At 37.4% G+C, this 17,875-nt stretch carries 16 protein-coding genes; 4 read left to right on the top strand and 12 right to left on the bottom strand.

Going from position 1 to position 17,875, the window contains the following annotated elements; all coding sequences use genetic code 11:
- The first annotated feature begins 97 nt into the window (after nucleotides 1-97).
- Nucleotides 98-991 carry a M23 family metallopeptidase gene (locus tag H7U19_RS10765; protein ID WP_186562195.1) on the top strand — a complete coding sequence of 298 codons (894 nt, stop codon included), beginning with the start codon at nucleotides 98-100 and terminating at the stop codon, nucleotides 989-991.
- Between the two features lie 57 nt (nucleotides 992-1,048).
- Here the strand turns inward: H7U19_RS10765 and H7U19_RS10770 are convergent, their stop codons facing one another.
- The 3 genes from H7U19_RS10770 to H7U19_RS10780 form a co-directional block, all read right to left on the bottom strand.
- Complete coding sequence (locus tag H7U19_RS10770; RefSeq protein ID WP_186562197.1) at nucleotides 1,049-1,708, bottom strand: dioxygenase family protein; 660 nt, start codon at nucleotides 1,706-1,708, stop codon at nucleotides 1,049-1,051.
- Between the two features lie 161 nt (nucleotides 1,709-1,869).
- Nucleotides 1,870-2,748: a hypothetical protein gene (locus H7U19_RS10775; RefSeq protein ID WP_186562199.1), complete on the bottom strand. Its 879-nt coding sequence runs from the start codon at nucleotides 2,746-2,748 to the stop codon at nucleotides 1,870-1,872.
- A complete protein-coding gene (locus tag H7U19_RS10780; RefSeq protein WP_186562201.1) occupies nucleotides 2,693-3,061 on the bottom strand; it encodes a hypothetical protein in 369 nt (122 codons plus the stop codon). Before H7U19_RS10780 ends, H7U19_RS10775 begins: the two co-directional genes overlap by 56 nt.
- 223 nt (nucleotides 3,062-3,284) lie before the next feature.
- Between H7U19_RS10780 and H7U19_RS10785 the strand changes: the two genes are divergently transcribed.
- Complete coding sequence (locus H7U19_RS10785; RefSeq protein ID WP_186562203.1) at nucleotides 3,285-3,863, top strand: dTDP-4-dehydrorhamnose 3,5-epimerase family protein; 579 nt, start codon at nucleotides 3,285-3,287, stop codon at nucleotides 3,861-3,863.
- On the opposite strand, the gene H7U19_RS10790 is transcribed toward H7U19_RS10785, so the two are convergent.
- The 3 genes from H7U19_RS10790 to H7U19_RS10800 form a co-directional block, all read right to left on the bottom strand.
- The gene (locus H7U19_RS10790) at nucleotides 3,834-4,700 is read right to left on the bottom strand and encodes a glycosyltransferase family 2 protein (protein ID WP_186562205.1); all 867 of its coding nucleotides are present in this window, start codon (nucleotides 4,698-4,700) and stop codon (nucleotides 3,834-3,836) included. The two genes, H7U19_RS10785 and H7U19_RS10790, sit on opposite strands and share 30 nt — an antisense overlap.
- A complete protein-coding gene (locus H7U19_RS10795) occupies nucleotides 4,700-5,620 on the bottom strand; it encodes a Gfo/Idh/MocA family protein (protein ID WP_186562207.1) in 921 nt (306 codons plus the stop codon). Before H7U19_RS10795 ends, H7U19_RS10790 begins: the two co-directional genes overlap by 1 nt.
- Before the next feature lie 94 nt (nucleotides 5,621-5,714).
- Complete coding sequence (locus H7U19_RS10800) at nucleotides 5,715-6,272, bottom strand: DUF4251 domain-containing protein (protein ID WP_186562209.1); 558 nt, start codon at nucleotides 6,270-6,272, stop codon at nucleotides 5,715-5,717.
- Nucleotides 6,273-6,671: 399 nt separating this feature from the next.
- Here H7U19_RS10800 and H7U19_RS10805 point away from each other — a divergent pair, with 399 nt between their 5' ends.
- On the top strand, nucleotides 6,672-8,750 hold the full coding sequence (locus H7U19_RS10805; RefSeq protein WP_186562211.1) for an HAD family hydrolase: 2,079 nt from the start codon (nucleotides 6,672-6,674) through the stop codon (nucleotides 8,748-8,750).
- 129 nt (nucleotides 8,751-8,879) lie between these two features.
- Here the strand turns inward: H7U19_RS10805 and H7U19_RS10810 are convergent, their stop codons facing one another.
- Nucleotides 8,880-9,356, bottom strand: coding sequence for an Hsp20/alpha crystallin family protein (locus H7U19_RS10810; protein WP_186562213.1), 477 nt, complete (start codon nucleotides 9,354-9,356; stop codon nucleotides 8,880-8,882).
- 275 nt (nucleotides 9,357-9,631) lie between these two features.
- Here H7U19_RS10810 and H7U19_RS10815 point away from each other — a divergent pair, with 275 nt between their 5' ends.
- On the top strand, nucleotides 9,632-12,004 hold the full coding sequence (locus H7U19_RS10815) for a TonB-dependent receptor (protein WP_186562215.1): 2,373 nt from the start codon (nucleotides 9,632-9,634) through the stop codon (nucleotides 12,002-12,004).
- Nucleotides 12,005-12,016: 12 nt separating this feature from the next.
- Here the strand turns inward: H7U19_RS10815 and H7U19_RS10820 are convergent, their stop codons facing one another.
- From H7U19_RS10820 to H7U19_RS10840, 5 genes are all read right to left on the bottom strand, one after another.
- Nucleotides 12,017-13,069, bottom strand: coding sequence for a glycosyltransferase family 9 protein (locus tag H7U19_RS10820; RefSeq protein ID WP_186562217.1), 1,053 nt, complete (start codon nucleotides 13,067-13,069; stop codon nucleotides 12,017-12,019).
- 25 nt (nucleotides 13,070-13,094) lie between these two features.
- Nucleotides 13,095-14,474, bottom strand: coding sequence for an NAD(P)(+) transhydrogenase (Re/Si-specific) subunit beta (locus H7U19_RS10825; RefSeq protein ID WP_186562219.1), 1,380 nt, complete (start codon nucleotides 14,472-14,474; stop codon nucleotides 13,095-13,097).
- A complete protein-coding gene (locus H7U19_RS10830; protein WP_186562221.1) occupies nucleotides 14,474-14,782 on the bottom strand; it encodes an NAD(P) transhydrogenase subunit alpha part 2 in 309 nt (102 codons plus the stop codon). The genes H7U19_RS10825 and H7U19_RS10830 overlap by 1 nt, the downstream gene beginning before the upstream one ends.
- A gap of 5 nt (nucleotides 14,783-14,787) precedes the next feature.
- On the bottom strand, nucleotides 14,788-15,891 hold the full coding sequence (locus tag H7U19_RS10835; protein ID WP_186562223.1) for a Re/Si-specific NAD(P)(+) transhydrogenase subunit alpha: 1,104 nt from the start codon (nucleotides 15,889-15,891) through the stop codon (nucleotides 14,788-14,790).
- Between the two features lie 277 nt (nucleotides 15,892-16,168).
- Nucleotides 16,169-17,722, bottom strand: coding sequence for a DEAD/DEAH box helicase (locus tag H7U19_RS10840; protein WP_186562225.1), 1,554 nt, complete (start codon nucleotides 17,720-17,722; stop codon nucleotides 16,169-16,171).
- Nucleotides 17,723-17,875 lie beyond the last annotated feature (153 nt).

Consider the following 17,875-nt stretch of genomic DNA (forward strand, 5'->3'; position numbering starts at 1 on the left):
TTTAAGTTTTATTAATTCTTCACAACATTCATTAAATCATATCGTTGTAATGCTTAAATTTGCCGTTGTCCAACCAAAATTAAGGCTTTAATCCCTCATGAGAGTATTATTTTGTACCGTATTGATTTTATTGAGTTTTCAATCAAACGCACAAAAATCAAATTTACTTTTGCCTGAAAAGTTTTTTACTCTGGTGGATTCAAACACTGTTGAAAAAGCAAACAGTCCAGCCCTTCCAGATATCACTGCAGAATATTGGGACAGCACGGTTTATAACCCCTATAAATACGCTCCAGAATTAGAATTCCCATTGAAATTAATATTTAAGGATTCTACTTATTTTTCGCCTATCGGAAAAGCAAAAGTGGTTACCTCTCGTTATGGTTGGCGGCGTGGAAGAGCACATAAAGGCATCGACATTGATTTAGTAACTGGGGATAGCATTTTTGCCATGTTTGATGGTGTTGTGCGGATGTCGAGATATACGCGTGGACATGGTCGCACTGTGGTGGTAAGGCATTTTAATGGATTGGAAACCGTGTACGCACATCTGTCCAAATATGGTGTAAAAGAAAATGACACTGTTTCAAAAGGCGCGTATTTGGGCAAAGGAGGCGTTTCAGGAAATGCTCGCGGTAGCCACTTACACTTAGTTATCAATTACAAAGGGGTTTCTATTAACCCTGAATATATTTTCAAATTTAATGCTGAAAATTCAATTCGGGGTAAAGAGCTTTGGGTGACAAAGAAATGGACCCAACCTATCTTGCACAATTCAAAAAAGCAAAGTAAAATAAAATGTTTGCATACTGAAGAAGAAGCCTTGGCAAGCTTGATTAAAACACGTTCGGTATATATTGTGAGACCTGGTGATACCTTATCTAGGATTTCAAGAAATAACGATGTAGCCATTGCTTCTTTATGCAAAGTAAATACCATTGGCAGAAATTCTGTACTAAGAATTGGCCAAAAGTTGGTAATTGAGAAGTAATTATTGTCTTTGGACTAAAAAGAAAAATGCCAAATCTTTTATCAGATTTGGCATTTTTTAATAACAACTAAAAACTAAACTATCTAAAAGTCTTATATATTTTTTTGGGTTTTGGGATAAAACGATATCACGCTTTCCTATTAACATCCCATCCTTTTCTTCTAATTTCAAAATATTATTCAAGCCTTTTTTCTCAATCTTTTTTCTACAAGAATCTCTCAAATGCGGATCATTATCAAAAATAAAATGCTCGATTGCATATTCTTCGGAAGTATTCGGCTCTTTGATTACACCGTGAATTTCCATTAAAGCTTTTGTCGGCCAATATGTACCTGGTACAAATGTGTAAAAGGTATATTTTCCATCAGCGTCGGTCTTAATCCACCCCTTATGTTTAAGGACACGCTTTCCGTTTACTTTCTTAGAATGGTAATTACCATAATCATCTGATTGACATATATATAATATCACACCAGAAGCAGGAGTAACACCATCGCTTTTGTAAATGGTTCCAGAAATTTTCAATTTATCCGAAATGGTTCCAAAACCGGGAATCGTATCGGTATTGTTAAGATTGGCTTCAGAGTAATCATAAATAGCATGACGCTTTTTATAATTGTCTGCAATATCTTTTTTTGAAGCAACAGATTGCGCATTCAATGCCATAAAACTTGAAGTAACACAAATGCAAACTAGGAATATAAATACTTTTTTCATGGGGCTTGATTTATAATTACCTCAAAACTAAATTGATAACAAGCTCCGCAATAAAAAATCTTATGAATGCGCCGATTTTTACGATAAGCGGATTAGACAAAATGCAAACGGTAAATTTTACCGATGAAATGCTTGATTTATAACTTAGTGCAATTCTTAATCTATAGTCTACTTAGTATTATTGGAGATAAAAGAGTGCTAAGTAGGATAAAAAAGTAAAGGTAAATTATATAAATGCCCTTAATTTCATAACTATTGCTTGCCGATAATTGAAATTTATATGATTGGGAAATCGGATCCAATGCAGTGAGATAGGCACAAGACATAATATACAGAAAGCTTAAAGACAGACTACCTTTGGTTAATATCAATATACCTATATGTAAGGTGAGTCCGAGGCCAACGGCCAAATTGGTTTTCTTCGGAAACAAGAAAAGAATGGCTAAAAATAGTTCCATCCCTATCGTAAAGACGCCTAAAGCCTGAGCTAAAACTAAATCTCCAAAATATGGAGCCAACATATTATATAAAGGCATCGGGTGTCTTACAGTAGCTAGGGTATCAAAAAAATGCCCGTTCCACCAATCGGTATCAAACAATTTATTAATAGACGCGCCAAAATAAAGAAGGGCTATTTGAATATTAAAGACATAGGGCCGGGCCGGGAACAAACCACCTAACAAAACAATAATACCTGCGAATAAAAGGGAATTAGAAAAAATAGGCATACTTGATATGATGGAAAAAATCAAGATGCCCCCAAAAAGAATCAGTCCCGTTCTGAATTTAAAGCCTAACAAGACAAATGCACCCCCTATCAAAAACGAAGGCAATAAAAGGTGGCTATACACCCAACCTGGGATGGCATCCATAAAAGGAAGGAAAGGCAAATAAGGTAAATTAAAAAGAGCCTCCCGCCATAAAAAACTGGACATCAAAAGAATATATAGTACCAGTGCCTTCTCCCCTATTCTAAGATTATCCCTAATCATCCGAAGCTCTTGTGTTTGTTCTTGGCCAGTTCCAAATTTGACTTTCACCTTTATTGGTCTGGTATTCCAATTTTACTTCTGCCCTATCTTCTATGCCATGCGTCTTTTCGTAACGCTCAATAATGGTCTTAAGATTGTTGATGTTTCTGTTTTCAAAACTAGAGGCTGGTTTGTGATAACGCTCTTCAATAGCATCTCTACTTAGTTGAACTCCATTTACTTTAACGGAAATGGAGTATTTCGAGATCTGGTCATAAGGAGCCCAACAGAAATATTTGACATCAGTAAACCTTCCAATGATAATGCCCACAATTTGGATTCCGAAGAAAGCGCACAAAAATATTTTAGAACTTGTTTTCATTTTCAAAACGCTGTTGCTCTAGACAAATGTAGCCTTTAAAATTGAACTGAAAAGCCCTATTCAGAAGACAATCATGCCAATTATCCATAAAATCTGCGGATAAACTATTAATCGAAAATCTATGGGAATACAACTATTTTTTTAGCCTAACCTATTGATAACCATATATCTTTAAAAGCCTGAAATTTTTATTTCAGTTTTAATAACCTTAAAATTTACCCAAATGAGAAATGCAATGCGTGTTGTTACAACGAAACAATCCGGACTAATCCAAGGTGTGAACCTACATGATACCATGCTAGTAGATTTAAAAGAAAATGTTGACTATAGAGGTTCCTTTACCGAAATCTTTCAGGAATATTGGGGCTCTGCCATAAGCCCGGTACAATGGAGTATGGTACGCTCAAACAAAGGTGTTTTTAGAGGCATGCATTACCACAGGCGACATGATGAATATTTTAGCATCATGAACGGTAGTTGCTATTTGGGCCTTAAAGACTTTCGGGTCCATTCGCCCACTTATATGAAAACAGCCTTGTATTATTTGTGCGGTGAGGATTTAAAAGCCTTAATTTTTCCCGTTGGAATCCTACACGGGTGGTATTATTTAGAGCCATCTTTGCATATCCAAGCGGTTTCAGAATCCTACGCCGATTATGGTGATTCGGATAATTATGGCTGCCGATGGGACGACCCAGATTTAGGTATTGATTGGCCTTTTAAGGAAGCCATTCTTTCCGATAGAGCACAAACTTTTGGGGATTTAAAGGATTTACCGCCTTTTGATAAAAAATTGTCTTAATGACTTAGAAATTCTTTTTGAAAGCATCGAAAGTGGTGCACCACGAACTAAAAGAGGGCTTAATAACAAGTCCTCTTTTTCATTTAAGGAATTGAACAGCGCTTCCCGCTTTAGGGATTCGTACTCATGCAAACGTTTAGAATATTTCTTTAATTCCTCCGCACGCTTTTCGGCCGGCCATCCTGGATAATTGCCTCTTTTAAAATAAAGAATCGTAAAATCGAAAGTGGAGGAGAATTTCAGGTTTGGATGATCAAAAAACTGTAGCCACATGTAAATATCCGTAGGGTGTGTGGAGGGTGTTGTCCTCCATCCCTCAGGCAACTGTTTGTAAAATTCTAAGGTATGTCCAACTTGAGAAAATAGGAACCCACCGGTTTTAACCTTCTTATAATTTTCAGAATTATCATTAATGCATTCCCCAAAAAAACGTTTTCTAACAAAAGAAAGCCATCCATCCTCGCGAACAAAAATGCTGGTATTCACACAGAAATTATTTTGCTGTAAGTGATTTAGCATACATTCAATATGATGGGGCAACATTAAATCCCTGTCCAGCAAATAGCATACGATCTCACCTTTGGCATGATTCATCAATGCTTGATGGCGATAGGTTTCCCCTCTCCTTTCATGCTTAGGATGGTCAAAAAATTTTATGCGGTTATCTTTTGCTTTTAGAGCATTTATAACCTGCCGAGTATCCTCATCAACCCCATCACCAATCACAAAAATTTCTATTTCCTTCACTGTTTGGTTTTGGATACTCCCAATGGAATAGGGTAATAACACTCCCCTGTTTTTTGTGGTGGGTACTAAAACTGTAGCTTTAACTGTCATCAGGCCTCTAATAGATTTTCAATTTGAACCAAATGCTGTATAAGGCGAATGCCTTCTTCCAAATCGGTAGGTGGAGCAACACCTCCACGCAAATAATTAACAAATACCTGTAATTCCAATCGCAGAGGCGGAGTTTTGTCAAAATGGATGCGTTTCGTTATTATTTCAGAAGGTTCACTCAAATGACTTCCTAAATACACATCCACATAATCTACTTTTTCATCCTTCAAGACAGCTACACCTTCAGAGCCAAAAACCCTAATTTCCCGTTGCTTGTCCGGATATCTATTAGACACTTCAAAATGGTAATTCGGGGTATCCCCCAACAAAGCCGTAACTCCCCGTAAAGTGCCATCATGCCTTTCACCTATAGCTTGCTTTTTTTCGGGAATTGCCCCCAAAATCAGTTCGCAAATGGAAAGATCGTGAATGGCCAAATTCCAAAGACTGTCTGTGTCCTTCCTCGGGCTTGTCCAGTTGGCCCTTATAGATTTAGCACCCTTAATGTCGCCTAAAGTACCATCAGAAGCCAATTTTGCCAACAGTTGCACTCCAGGATGGTATTTCCAAATGTGCATTACAAAAACATTGGAGAGCTTCAAAGCTTGAATAGTGTGTAAATCAGCGCCTTTATTTGTCAATGGTTTTTCTATAAAAATAGGAATATTGCTATTGGCGAATGCTTTAAGCAAAGCCAAATGCGAACTGGTTGAAGAAGCAATGATTAATCCATCTAAATCTTTCCTTTTAAAACTATCGATATTGGTTTCAAAAGTAGTCGCTCCATTTTTCAAAGCCTCATTTTTATAACCCTTTTCCAATTCCAATACATGAACTTCCGAATTAAGGCAAAGCAATTCCTGCAGTATTTTGTTGCCCCAAATACCGTAACCAATCAATCCAATAGATAACTTGTTCAAAATATGTCAGCTTATATTCCAATAGATTTTCAAAAGTACAGTTTTCATTCAACTATTAAAACATCAATATAGATACAGACATAGATCTAAGTGTTTACTCCTGTGTTTCTTCCACAATTTCTCCAGAATAACCAATGGAAAATCGTCCCGTACTATTAACTCTTATATTACTTTTTAAATTGGGAAAGAGGGTGATAAATACACGAAAGCGTTCATTATTTACAGCACTGTTCGCACTAAAGGAGATATTATAACTATTGTTTTTACCTTCAATAATTTCATAGTTTTCCATTATCCCATTGAGCTGGATGGCAGTGTCTTGACCATTGTAAGCAATTTGCATCTGGCGTTCCCCAAAGTAAGGCAAAAACGAAGTGATGCTATCTCCGGAAATTTTCAAGAAATTCGGGTTTCCAATTAAGTTAATAGCGCTGCCTCCATTGTTAGGAAACAAAAGTCCTGAATTAAGTACCTGTTGCATAGCATAGGTGGTTTGCGGATAGGCCCAGTTTGATTCAATATTAAAATCCTTGGATTGTACAAGCAAACTCAAAGCCTCAATCTCAGCGGGATTGGCTGTAGATTTTGATGATTTGCAAGAAACGCACAGCATAGTTCCCATTAAAATAAGGCCCGCAAGATACTTTGACATAATCATGTTTTTTCGTTAAAAATTACAAAATATTGCAAAAATGATCTGCCAATAAAGCGTTAAAATTTAGTGGTTTGTAAAAAAAACGCGACGAAATTTTATGAAAACAATAATTTTTCAAATAATCCCATTCATTTCATTTTTGAACTATGGAATTAACTACATTTGTCCTGAACAAAACGAGGATATGTTCAACAGAATATTTCGTTTCTAAACGATTATTTTTGCTATTAATACCCGATTTGTAAACTTTTGATAAACATCGATTTGTTGCTATATTACATAACCCATCTTTACCAAGATTATTGACCAAACCAATACTTAGTAAATCATTCGTTTTGTATTTAGACCCATCAAATTGCGACAACCATTTTCCCTAAGACAATCGCATTTTGAACCATGAGAGAGCCACTATTAAAAGAGGTATTTGAGGATACCAGAATTAAATACATTTTCACCGATTTTTTCGACACCATTGTGCATCGCACAGTGCACCCAAATTATGTGCTTCGGCTTTGGGCCAAATATATGATTAGGGAATTGGGACTGTCCTTGTCAATTGATCATTTGTATTTTACCCGCTATGAGGCTACCCATTATTTGGTGAAACAACGTAAAGTAAATGCTGGCGAAATCCCATATCGTCATTTGATTAGGGAAATTTACAGGCGCTTAAAAAATCAGCTGAAGAACAACTTAACTGGGACGTCGGATGATTTCTTGGAGATTAGCGAAGCTTGCGAGTTCAGGGCGGAAAGTAATGTTCAGTTTTTGAATAATGAAACAGTTGAAACTTTGCGCCACTTTAAAAGCAAAGGGCTCAGCGTGTATTGCGTATCCGATTTTTATACCTCTGAGCAATTGATAAAAAGGTTAATTTCCCATCATGATTTGGAAGATATATTTGACGGTGTTTTTATTTCATCCGAACATGGTTGCAGTAAGCACGAGGCCACATTTTATAACTATCTCATCAATAAATTGAGTATTAACGCGGAAGAAGTTATGATGATTGGTGATAACCACCGAAGCGATGTGTCCAATGCCAAAAAATCAGGTTTGAAGGCCTTTCACATACCGAATGCCGATCAAATAAAGAAGCAGAAAAAACTGCGTTTTGGCAATGATTTTAAGGACTACAAAAGTATCATTAGACACTTGTACAAAAGAGGCAATTCTAAAAAGGTATCGCCTTATAGCGATTATGTCATTTTCTTTAGCCTTTTTATTGAAAAATTATACTCAGAGTGCCGTAAAAACAATATCCAAAATTTGTTTTTCTTGGCACGCGAAGGATTGTTTTTTAAAAAGCTCTTTGATTATTACCAAGATCTCAATGCCTTGGAAGGTGGACAATTTGTTGATACGCATTATCTCAAAATGTCCCGTCAGTCGTCTTTACAAATTAGTTTAAAGCCCCTTGAAGAGGAGACATTTAGTTATTTGAAAGCGAATTATGCTAATATGTCAATTAAAAATTTTATAGAAAATTTTACATTTAGTGACAAAGACAAACACGATATTCTGCATAGTTTAGATTCGGATACAGAGTCCAAAATTGAAGGCTTTTTTGCTTCGAAGGCTTTTGACGAACTACTGTCCAATACTAAGTTCAAAGCCGTATACAAAAAACATCAGATTGAACAAAAAACTGCTTTTTCCAATTATCTAAAATCGTTTGAGGTAGCCTTTGAAAAAGAAGGTGTTTATTTGGTGGACATTGGCTGGGGAGGCACCATGCAGGACGAATTATATAAGTTTTTTGATAAAACCATACCCGTAAAGGGGTACTATTTAGGACTAAAGGAATTCCGCTCATCCATCAATGCCGATACCGCTCGTTGGGGTCTTAATTTTGAAATCAGCCCATATTTAAACTATGCTGATCAAATTATGATGGCCAACACCGAATTGTACGAACAATTAGCCCAAGCCCCACATGGCAGTACCCTGGGCTATCAAGACGATGCCAGCCAATATACCATTGAATACCACGAACCGCATGAAAAGGCAGTTTACGACAAATATATAGCGCAAAGCCAGGATGTTATGTTCGCTTTATTTCAAGAATATTGTAAACGCACTAACACCATTTGCTACGAGCCGGAAATGGCTCAGAGCATCGTAACAAAGTATGCGTTAAAAATTGGCACCCACATTCCCAAACGCAAATTGAAATGGGTTCAGTCTATTTCCGAAGGCTTTTATTCCAATATTGGGAACAATGCTGTTGGGGAGGATTCTTATAAGATGAGTATTCTTCAGGGACTTAAAAATAATCTGCCCACAATTAAAAAGTATTTGATTTCCCCTGAGGAGATGGTGAAATACATCATGCGTTCCAAATTATCGCTGTACAAAAAGAACAGGCTGTTGTATATCCCCACCTCACCGATTTACTACTATATTTTGCTCAATAGAAGATTAAAAAAAATTATTGGCAAAAAAGTGTATTTAAAATATTCGCATTTTAGGTAGAAACAAGATTTTTAAGTGTCAAGACCCATTTCGTAATACCTCAAAAACGCCTTTAAATCTTATCTTTTGTAGGTAACAAAAAAAGAGGCACAGTGTGCCCCTTTTTCTAAAAACATTTAAAACTAATAATTAAGAAATTTCTATTGTTCTCGAAGGCTTTGGTTTAGCCTCTTCCCTTTTTGGAAGTTTCACGGTCAAAATGCCTTCTTCGTAAGTCGCTTTAATTTTACTTTCGTCAATGTACTCGGGCAAGGAAAATGTTCTCTTGAAAGAGGAATAACCAAACTCTTTGCGGGTATAGTTGCCCTCAGAAGTTTCTGTTTCTTCTTTATGCTCCGTCGAAATTGATAATACTTCGTTGTCCAAATCGATATTAAAATCGTCTTTTTTAAATCCTGGTACCGCCAACTCTATAAAGTAATCATCATTGGTCTCCATGATATTCACTTTTGGCATGGAAAAACCAGTACTGAACTCGTTAGCGAATACAGATGGGATGGCTTCTGTATTAAATAAATCGTCTATCCAGTTTGACCATCCTCTATGAGTTAAACCAGAATTTTTATGCGCCTGTCCGTTTCTAGGAATATTCATTAGTGCACTCATTGTATTTTAAATTTTAGATTAAACTTTAATATTTTAATTTTCACTTTCGTAATGGACAAATGAAATGCCAAACGAATTTTTCGGGAATTTTGGCGCAAAAATGGCCTTCAAATCCCAAACACCTTAAATAAAGTGACATAATGTCTTTTGTGAATTCGAAAACCATGTCAATGTGACATCAATTAATAGGCTCAAAAGCGCTTGTTAATACCGCTGTTTCATATTTCCAAACAAAAACTATAAGCTTATATTTGTTCTATATAATAAGAACACTAATGCTTCGACCTTATTTACGATTCATTTCCATCATTGCTTTGATATTTCAATTTGGCGTTTTGAGTGCTCAAAACAGAGATATCAAGATAGTCGGGAAAGTGGTTGAAGCTAATAGCAATCAACCGATTGCATACGCAACAATTTCGATATTAAGTAAATCTGAAAATCAACCTATTACGGGAGGCATCACCAGGGAAGACGGTTCTTTTTCAATTAGCACCAATGCTTCAGATTTTTACATTGAAATTAGTTTTATGGGATATGCAACCCAAACTTTTTCAAATTTTAATTTGGAAAATCAAACTATTGACCTAAAGACCTTAGTGCTTGAAGAGAACCAAGAAACTTTGAATGAAGTTTTTATTCGTGCGGAAAAATCACAAACGGAATTTAAGCTAGATAAACGGGTCTTTAATGTTGGCAGGGATTTGAGCACCACGGGAGCGAGCGTATTTGAAGTATTGAATAATGTGCCCTCAGTAAATGTAAATATTGAAGGCGAAATCAGTTTGCGCGGCAATCAGGGCGTTCAGGTTTTGATTGATGGCAAACCCTCGGTAATTGCAGGCAACGATGGCAATGCCTTAGGGACGATTACTGCCGATATGATTGAAAAAATTGAGGTCATCACCAATCCGTCTGCAAAATATGATGCTCAGGGCACCTCGGGGATTATCAATATTGTCATAAAAAAATCCGACAAAAAAGGTTTAAACGGTTCAGCTACATTGAATATGGGGGTTCCCAACAGCAACAGTTTTGGACTAAGTCTTAACCGGCGAACGGAAAAGTTTAATTTTTTCAGTCAAATGGGCATTGGGCTAAGGACCTTTCCCAACGAAAGAGAGTCCATTAATAGAAACTTAACCACTGGCACATCGATATCGAGCAATGGGGAAAGCGCGTTTGATGAAAAGTTCAATAATATTTTGATTGGGGCTGATTATTATATTAACAGCAGAAATGTTATTACTCTTTCCGGTTCTTATGCTTTTGAAAAAGAGGACCAAGGTGTCACTTCCTTTTTTACCGAGGAAACCCAAGCAGATACAGATATTTGGAGGCGGAACGAAACTACCGAGGCTACTAATCCAAAAATACGCTATGAGCTACAGTACAAAAAAGATTTTAAACGGCACAAGGATCAGACCTTGTTGTTTAGCGCACTGGGAAGCTCCTTTAGAAAAGACCAATCTTCAGAATTTCAAAATACTACTTTAGCTGGAGATAGTAACGACTTGAGGCAACGCTCCAGAACAGACTACAAATTGGAGGAATTCACTTTTAAGTTGGATTACACACACCCGTTTTTGGAAAAATATACTCTTGAAACCGGAGCACAGTATGTGATAAATATTGTTGGGAATGATTTTGAAGTCAGCGATTTTGAAAATGATGTTTGGGTAAGTATTACAGACTTTACCAACCTTTTTGATTTCTCTCAGAAGGTGCTGGGGCTTTATGCCACAACGGCCTATGAGGGTGATGTTTGGGGTTTAAAAATAGGCTTGCGCATGGAGCAAACCGATATCGATACTTTGCTGGAAAGGACCAATGAGGAAAATGACCAAGATTATGTCAATTTATTTCCAAGCGCCCACACTTCCTATAATCTCACGGATAATTTTTCATTGCAATTGGGCTATTCCAGGCGGATTAATCGACCAAGATTAAGAAGCTTAAATCCGTTTTCCAGTATTCGTAATAATTTTAGTATTTCTACCGGAAATCCAAAACTGCAACCAGAATTTACAAATTCCTATGAGTTGACAGGTATCCAAAAATTGGATAAAGCTTCTTTGAGCTTTAGCGTTTACAACCGATATACCAAAGATGTAATTGAACGTATCATAAGGGTTGATGAGGACAACGTCAGTATTTCGCTACCGGAAAACGTAGGCACCAATAACACAACAGGTTTTGAAGTAAATGGGAAGTACTCCCCTTCCAACTGGTTTACAATTAACGGCGATTTTAACATCAATTTTTTTAACAGAAAAGGTACTTTTGAAAGCAGGTCGTTTGATTTTAATGGCAACCGTTGGTCAACGAGGGTAACCTCAAAATTTAAGCTTCCAGCTGAGATTGAAATGGAATTCACCGGGGATTACCGATCTCGATTTGAAACCTTACTGCAGGAGATTGCCGAAAACGTATTTATGGACTTTGGTTTAAGAAAGAAGCTATTAAAAGGCCGACTCATCTTAAATTTAAGTATTCGAGACGTGTTCGCCTCAAGGATAAACAAGAGCATTACCTTCCTGCCTAATTCTTATTTAGTGAACAGCAGCCAGCGCGGACGCTTTGTATCCTTCGGAATTAGTTATGGTTTTGGCAAGGGCGAGGCCATGGAGTTTTCTGGTAGGCGCTGATAACAACACTTGTTATTCAGAAAGCATCCTTTTAATTTCCGCAATCCAATCCTCCATTGAGGTTTCTCTGGTATCCAAAGCGATGCTGTTATTTCCGTAGGGTGCATAAATATCCAAATCCGTGGTTTTAAAAAATCCAAGGACAGGCGTTTGTGAAGCACTGGCAAGGTGCATTACACCGTTGTCCGCAGTAATGAATATTGATGTATTGGCTATAACTCCCCCCATTTCGTGAATATCTTTGCTGTAAAAATGTGGGGCTTTAAAATTGATTCTTGAAATATTTTCTACAGGTAGCATTTCAATGATACTGTACTTATTACTGTATACCTTTAAAAGCTCCTGGTATAATGATTCCCACCAAGCTTCCGAATAACATTTGTTACCCGTAGCGTTGGTATAAATACAAATCGTCTTTTTATTGTTTTTGACCAAATCCTTTAAAATCGTTTGGCCATTTTGTAAATCCGCTTTGCTAAGCTTTATACTTAAAGTAGGTATATCCGGCATACAATCCTTATGACCAATTCGACTTAAAAACCATCTGGTGTTGTAAATCGGGTATTTTGAAATATGAGTATAATCCGAATATCGAGTTTGCACCTCCTCTGGAACATCCCCAAAAATCTTAAACCTTCCTCTTGAAAACTTCGTCAACAGTCTTCCAGATGAAGAATTCTTGTCGCCATTGATAACCAAATTGTAACGTTTTCCCTTTATGGAAAACCAGCACCAAGCGTATCTTAGAAGATGATTGAATGGCTTTCTTGGCAATTGGTATATTTTTTTTACAGAAGAGTAATTTTTGAATACAATGTTTGCCACTGTCCCTTTTGCAAAAATATCAATCTGACTATGCGGAAAGATATTTTCAAGTTCTTGAACCAAGGGGGTCAACAACAATTGGTTGCCAAGCTTATGATTCGGCCTAATAACTAGGATTTTCTCAATTTTGGGTATCTCCCCGCCTTCAAATTTTGGTTGGTACTTTGATGCGCCAATACCTCTGGTGATTGAAGTCATCACCGTATGGCGGATGTCGTTAATTATATTCAAAAAGCCCATTGGACAAATATAGCCAATGCTGTATTTACATACCTTTCAATTCGCTTACCAATTCCGTTAAGGCAGCTTTGGCATCCCCAAAAAGCATTGATGTTTTCGAATTGAAAAACAGTTCATTTTGAATTCCGGCGTAACCTGCATTCATACTTCGTTTGTTGACCACGATGTGCTTTGCATTTTCAACATCCAAAATTGGCATGCCATAAATAGGGCTTGAAGGGTCATTATGCGCTGCTGGATTTACAACATCATTGGCACCAACCACCAGCACAACATCAGCGTTTATAAATTGGGGATTGATGTCGTCCATATCCACTAAAAGAGCATAATCCACATTAGATTCAGCCAATAGGACATTCATGTGTCCGGGCATTCTTCCGGCAACAGGGTGTACCGCATATTTAACGTTTACCCCTTTTTTTGTGAGCAATTCTTCCAACTCATGAATAACATGTTGCGCTTGTGCTACGGCCAATCCATAACCAGGAACGATAATGACGTTATCTGCATAATTCATCATAATAGCAGCATCACTGGCCGTGGTTTTTTTGATAGAGCCTTGTTCCTTGCTTCCACCTTCAACGGCATCGGTACTTCCAAATGCTCCAAATATTACAGAGGCTAATGTGCGGTTCATGGCCTTGCACATGGCCACGGTTAAAATAATACCCGCAGAACCGACTAAAATGCCGCCAACCAGCATTACCATATTGTTATATAAAATACCTGTAATAGCAGCCGCAATACCCGTTAAAGAGTTCAATAACGAAATTACAACAGGCATATCCGCACCTCCAATAGGCAGAACAAATAGGATGCCATATAACAAGCCACCCAAAAGCAATCCATAAGTGAATAGTGTATTGTGATTACCAGTTGCAATCATAAAGACCGCAAAGGCAATAACCCCTAAGAAGAATAGGTTGTTGATCAAATTGTATTGAGGCAGTTTCACCACACTTTTAAAAGTGCCATTTAACTTCCCCCAGGCTACCAAACTCCCTGAAAAGGTAATGGCTCCAATAATAATTCCTGAAACAATAGTTATCGCCTGAAGTGAATCATCAACCTGTTTGCTAAACTCCACAAGCCCAATCAAGGCGGCACTTGCACCACCAAAACCGTTGAACAGTGATACCAGTTCTGGCATTTTAGTCATTTCAACTTTAATGGCGATTAAATAGCCAATAATGGCCCCAACTACAATTGCAGAGCCTATCAAAATATAGATGATTGGTGCAACTTCAAGATCGTGAATAAAAATCGTGCCTGCGATGGCCAGCCCCATTCCGATGGCTGCAATCATGTTGCCACTTTTAGCGGTATCGGGATGCCCCAATCGTTTTAGGCCAACAATAAACGTTACAGTTGCAATCAGATAAATAACACTTAATAGTACGCTCATTACTTTTTCTTTTTAAACATTTGCAACATTCTGTTGGTGACAGCAAATCCCCCAACAACATTCAATATTCCCAGTACAACCGCGATAAATCCTAGAGCCAAAGCCAAATAATCATCCGGACTTGAGTGTAACAGCACCAAAATAGCCCCTACAATCACCACACCACTAAGGGCGTTGGCCCCAGACATTAAAGGCGTATGCAATACCGCCGGAATGCTTTTTATGACTTCTATTCCCACAAAAATGGCTAAAATTAAGATATAGACCATTTGTAGATTGTCGCTTATAAATTGAATAATACTGTCCATAAATGCTATGATTTTCGGATGGTCCCGTTTTTAACAATTAAAGTTTCATCTGTGATTTCTTCTTCCAGATCCCATTTGAATTTGGCCTCATCATTCGTCAGATGAACCAAGAAATTAAATATGTTTTTGGCGTAGAGCTCGCTAGCGTTAGTAGCAACACTTTCAGGGGCGATGTTGGTACCTATGACTTTTACCCCATTTACGATTACTTTTTCATTAAGTTTGCTCAATTCACAATTACCGCCTTGCGCTGCCGCTAAATCAATAATAACGGCTCCATTCTTCATTTGAGCCACTTGTTCTTTAGTAATCAAAATTGGTGCTTTTCTGCCGGGAACATTGGCTGTTGTAATCACCAGATCCGCCTGAAATAGGGATTTGTTCACGGCTTCCTGCTGTTTCTTTTTATAGTCTTCAGAAGCTTCCTTCGCATAACCCCCCGCGGACTCCTCACCTTCATTGTCCACCGAAATGAATTTTGCACCTAAGGATTCGGCCTGTTCCTTGGTTTCGCTACGAATATCCGTAGCTTCAACAACCGCACCCAGGCGTTTTGCTGTAGCGATAGCCTGTAATCCAGCAACTCCAACTCCGTAAATCAGAACTTTTGATGGTGTGATTGTACCTGCGGCAGTCATCATCAAAGGAAAGATTTTTGTCATTTCGTAAGCTCCCAGAATAACAGACTTATAGCCCGCCAAATTATTTTGGGAACTCAACACGTCCATATCCTGTGCCCGAGAAATCCGTGGGATGGCGTCCATGGAAAATGCCGTTGCTCCCTTTTTGGAGATAGCCTCAATCAACTTTGGATTGGATTTGTGATAGAGTTGGCTGATTAAAATTTGACCTGCATCTACCAATTTCAAATCCTCATCATCAAAGGGGTTTATTTTGATAAGTATCTCTGCTTCTTTATATACCACACCCCTTTTTTCAATTTGTGCGCCGGCATTTTCAAAATCAGTATCAAGATAGGAGGAATTTGCTCCTGCCTCCTCTTCTATAATGACTTCAAATCCTTTGGAAATTAATTGTTTTGTAATGTTTGGTGATAATGAAACCCGCTTTTCCCCTTTTTGGGTTTCCTTTAGAATACCAATTTTCATTTGATTGGTTGTTGGTTTAAAATTTAATATTTCTATTCTTAAGAAAACAAATACCTTCTTCGAATAGATGAACTCCGTTCATAATCCTAAAAAGAATAGAAAAACAAACGGTAAATATAAAGCAAAATGCCACGCCCTTTTTAAATGGAATTAACTTTTACAAATAGTCTAGCAATACTCAAAAATCAATAAAATAATTGCAATAAAATGAATTGAATTCCAATCTTTTTTAAAGAAATAAGGTTCAAAAAGGGGAACTAACCACAAAATTCAAAAACTATTCCTTTGGTGCAAAGCCGTGAATCTCTTCAAAAACTTCATCAAAATTCACACGTAAATAAGAATTTAATTTTTTACGATATTCTCCCCTTAACCACTCCACAAAGTTGTGCGTACTTTTGCTGATACATTTGGTATAACGCTGAATCCTGAAGTCGATATCATCTCCCAATCGTTTTGCCAAGGCCAGTGCATCGTAAACATCCTCACTATTTTCAATACAAATTTTTGCATGTTGCGCAATGGAACGTTCCAACACCACTTTGGTGGACTCCCCTGCCCTAATGGCATCCACATAGGTTTTTTGGATATCAAAATGGACATCCTCGGAGTTTTTGAATTCGGCACGTAAGTCATCTGGCATTTCGTACCTGAAATTGCTCTCCAATTCCTCATCGCTCAACAAAGTATCCAAATAATAATTTGGTGATTTGAAAATACGTTGCCAATCCAAATTATCTCCCCAAGGCCCAAATCTGTGGAAATTATTTCCAAGATCTATTACCGAGAATGTATCCTTATTTTCCAAAACACGAGAGCCACGCCCTATCATCTGATAATAAAGCGTTAACGATTTTGTAGCTCGATTTAAAATAATACTTTCCACCGTGGGCTCATCGAAACCTGTGGTCAAAATACTTACCGATGTCAAAATAGCATCTGGTGTCTTTTTAAACCATTTTAAAATCATTGCCCGCTCTTTCTTCGTATTCGTATTGTCCAAATGTGCTATGGGGTAACCCGCTCTTCTGAAGGTATCGTATACATGTAAGGAGGTATTGATACCGTTGTTGAAAATCAGTGTTTTTTTGCCTTTGCATCGTTCTTCATAGGATCGCAAAAGCTTGCCCAACATATTGTCGTCCGTATATAAATCTTCGGAAGATTTTACAGTGTAATCACCATTTGCACCAACTACCAATGAAGTCAAACCAACATTATAGCTGAACATTTCGGCACGGGCCAAAAACCCATGTTCTATTAAAGATTCAATGGATTCACCAACGATAAGTTCATCGTAATTATCCGTCATCGGCAATTCCATACTGGAACTCAATGGCGTTGCAGTTACACCAAGAATGAACGATTGGCTAAAGAATTTGAATAATTTTGTGAAGGAATTATAATGTGCCTCATCAATTATCACTAAGCCAATATCTGAGATATCCAATTTATCGTCGTTCAGCCTGTTGTTCAAGGTTTCCACCATGGCCACAAAGCAACTATATTCAGCTTGGTCACTCAAATCAGCCTTGCTATCCACTACTTTGTTTATAACTCCAAACTCGGTCAACATATTTGAGGTCTGCTTGCACAGCTCAATCCTATGCGTCATCACCAGTACTTTTCTCTTTTTAGTCTTTAAGTACTGTCTTACGATTTCAGAAAAGATGACCGTTTTCCCTCCACCGGTAGGCAATTGATACAGCAAATGATAATCTGTTGGCGATTCTTCAAAACTTTTAAAAATCTTGTTTATGGCACTTTTTTGGTAATTGTAGAGATCCTTGCCGGTTTTTCGTTCCCTAAGTTCGCTTTTAGAAATTGACATAAATGGCTTTTAATAAGTTGCAAAAATAACACCTTTATCGCGTTTTGTGCTTTATTTAAGGTGAAAGTTATTAAGGAGGATATTAACTTTTTTTTGGATGGATTAAACCTTTAGCCGCAAGTTTTATCCAATATGTGCATCTAAATTCATTCA

Origin of the sequence: Hyunsoonleella aquatilis (assembly GCF_014270105.1) — a bacterium.
Classification (GTDB): Bacteria; Bacteroidota; Bacteroidia; order Flavobacteriales; family Flavobacteriaceae; genus Jejuia; species Jejuia aquatilis.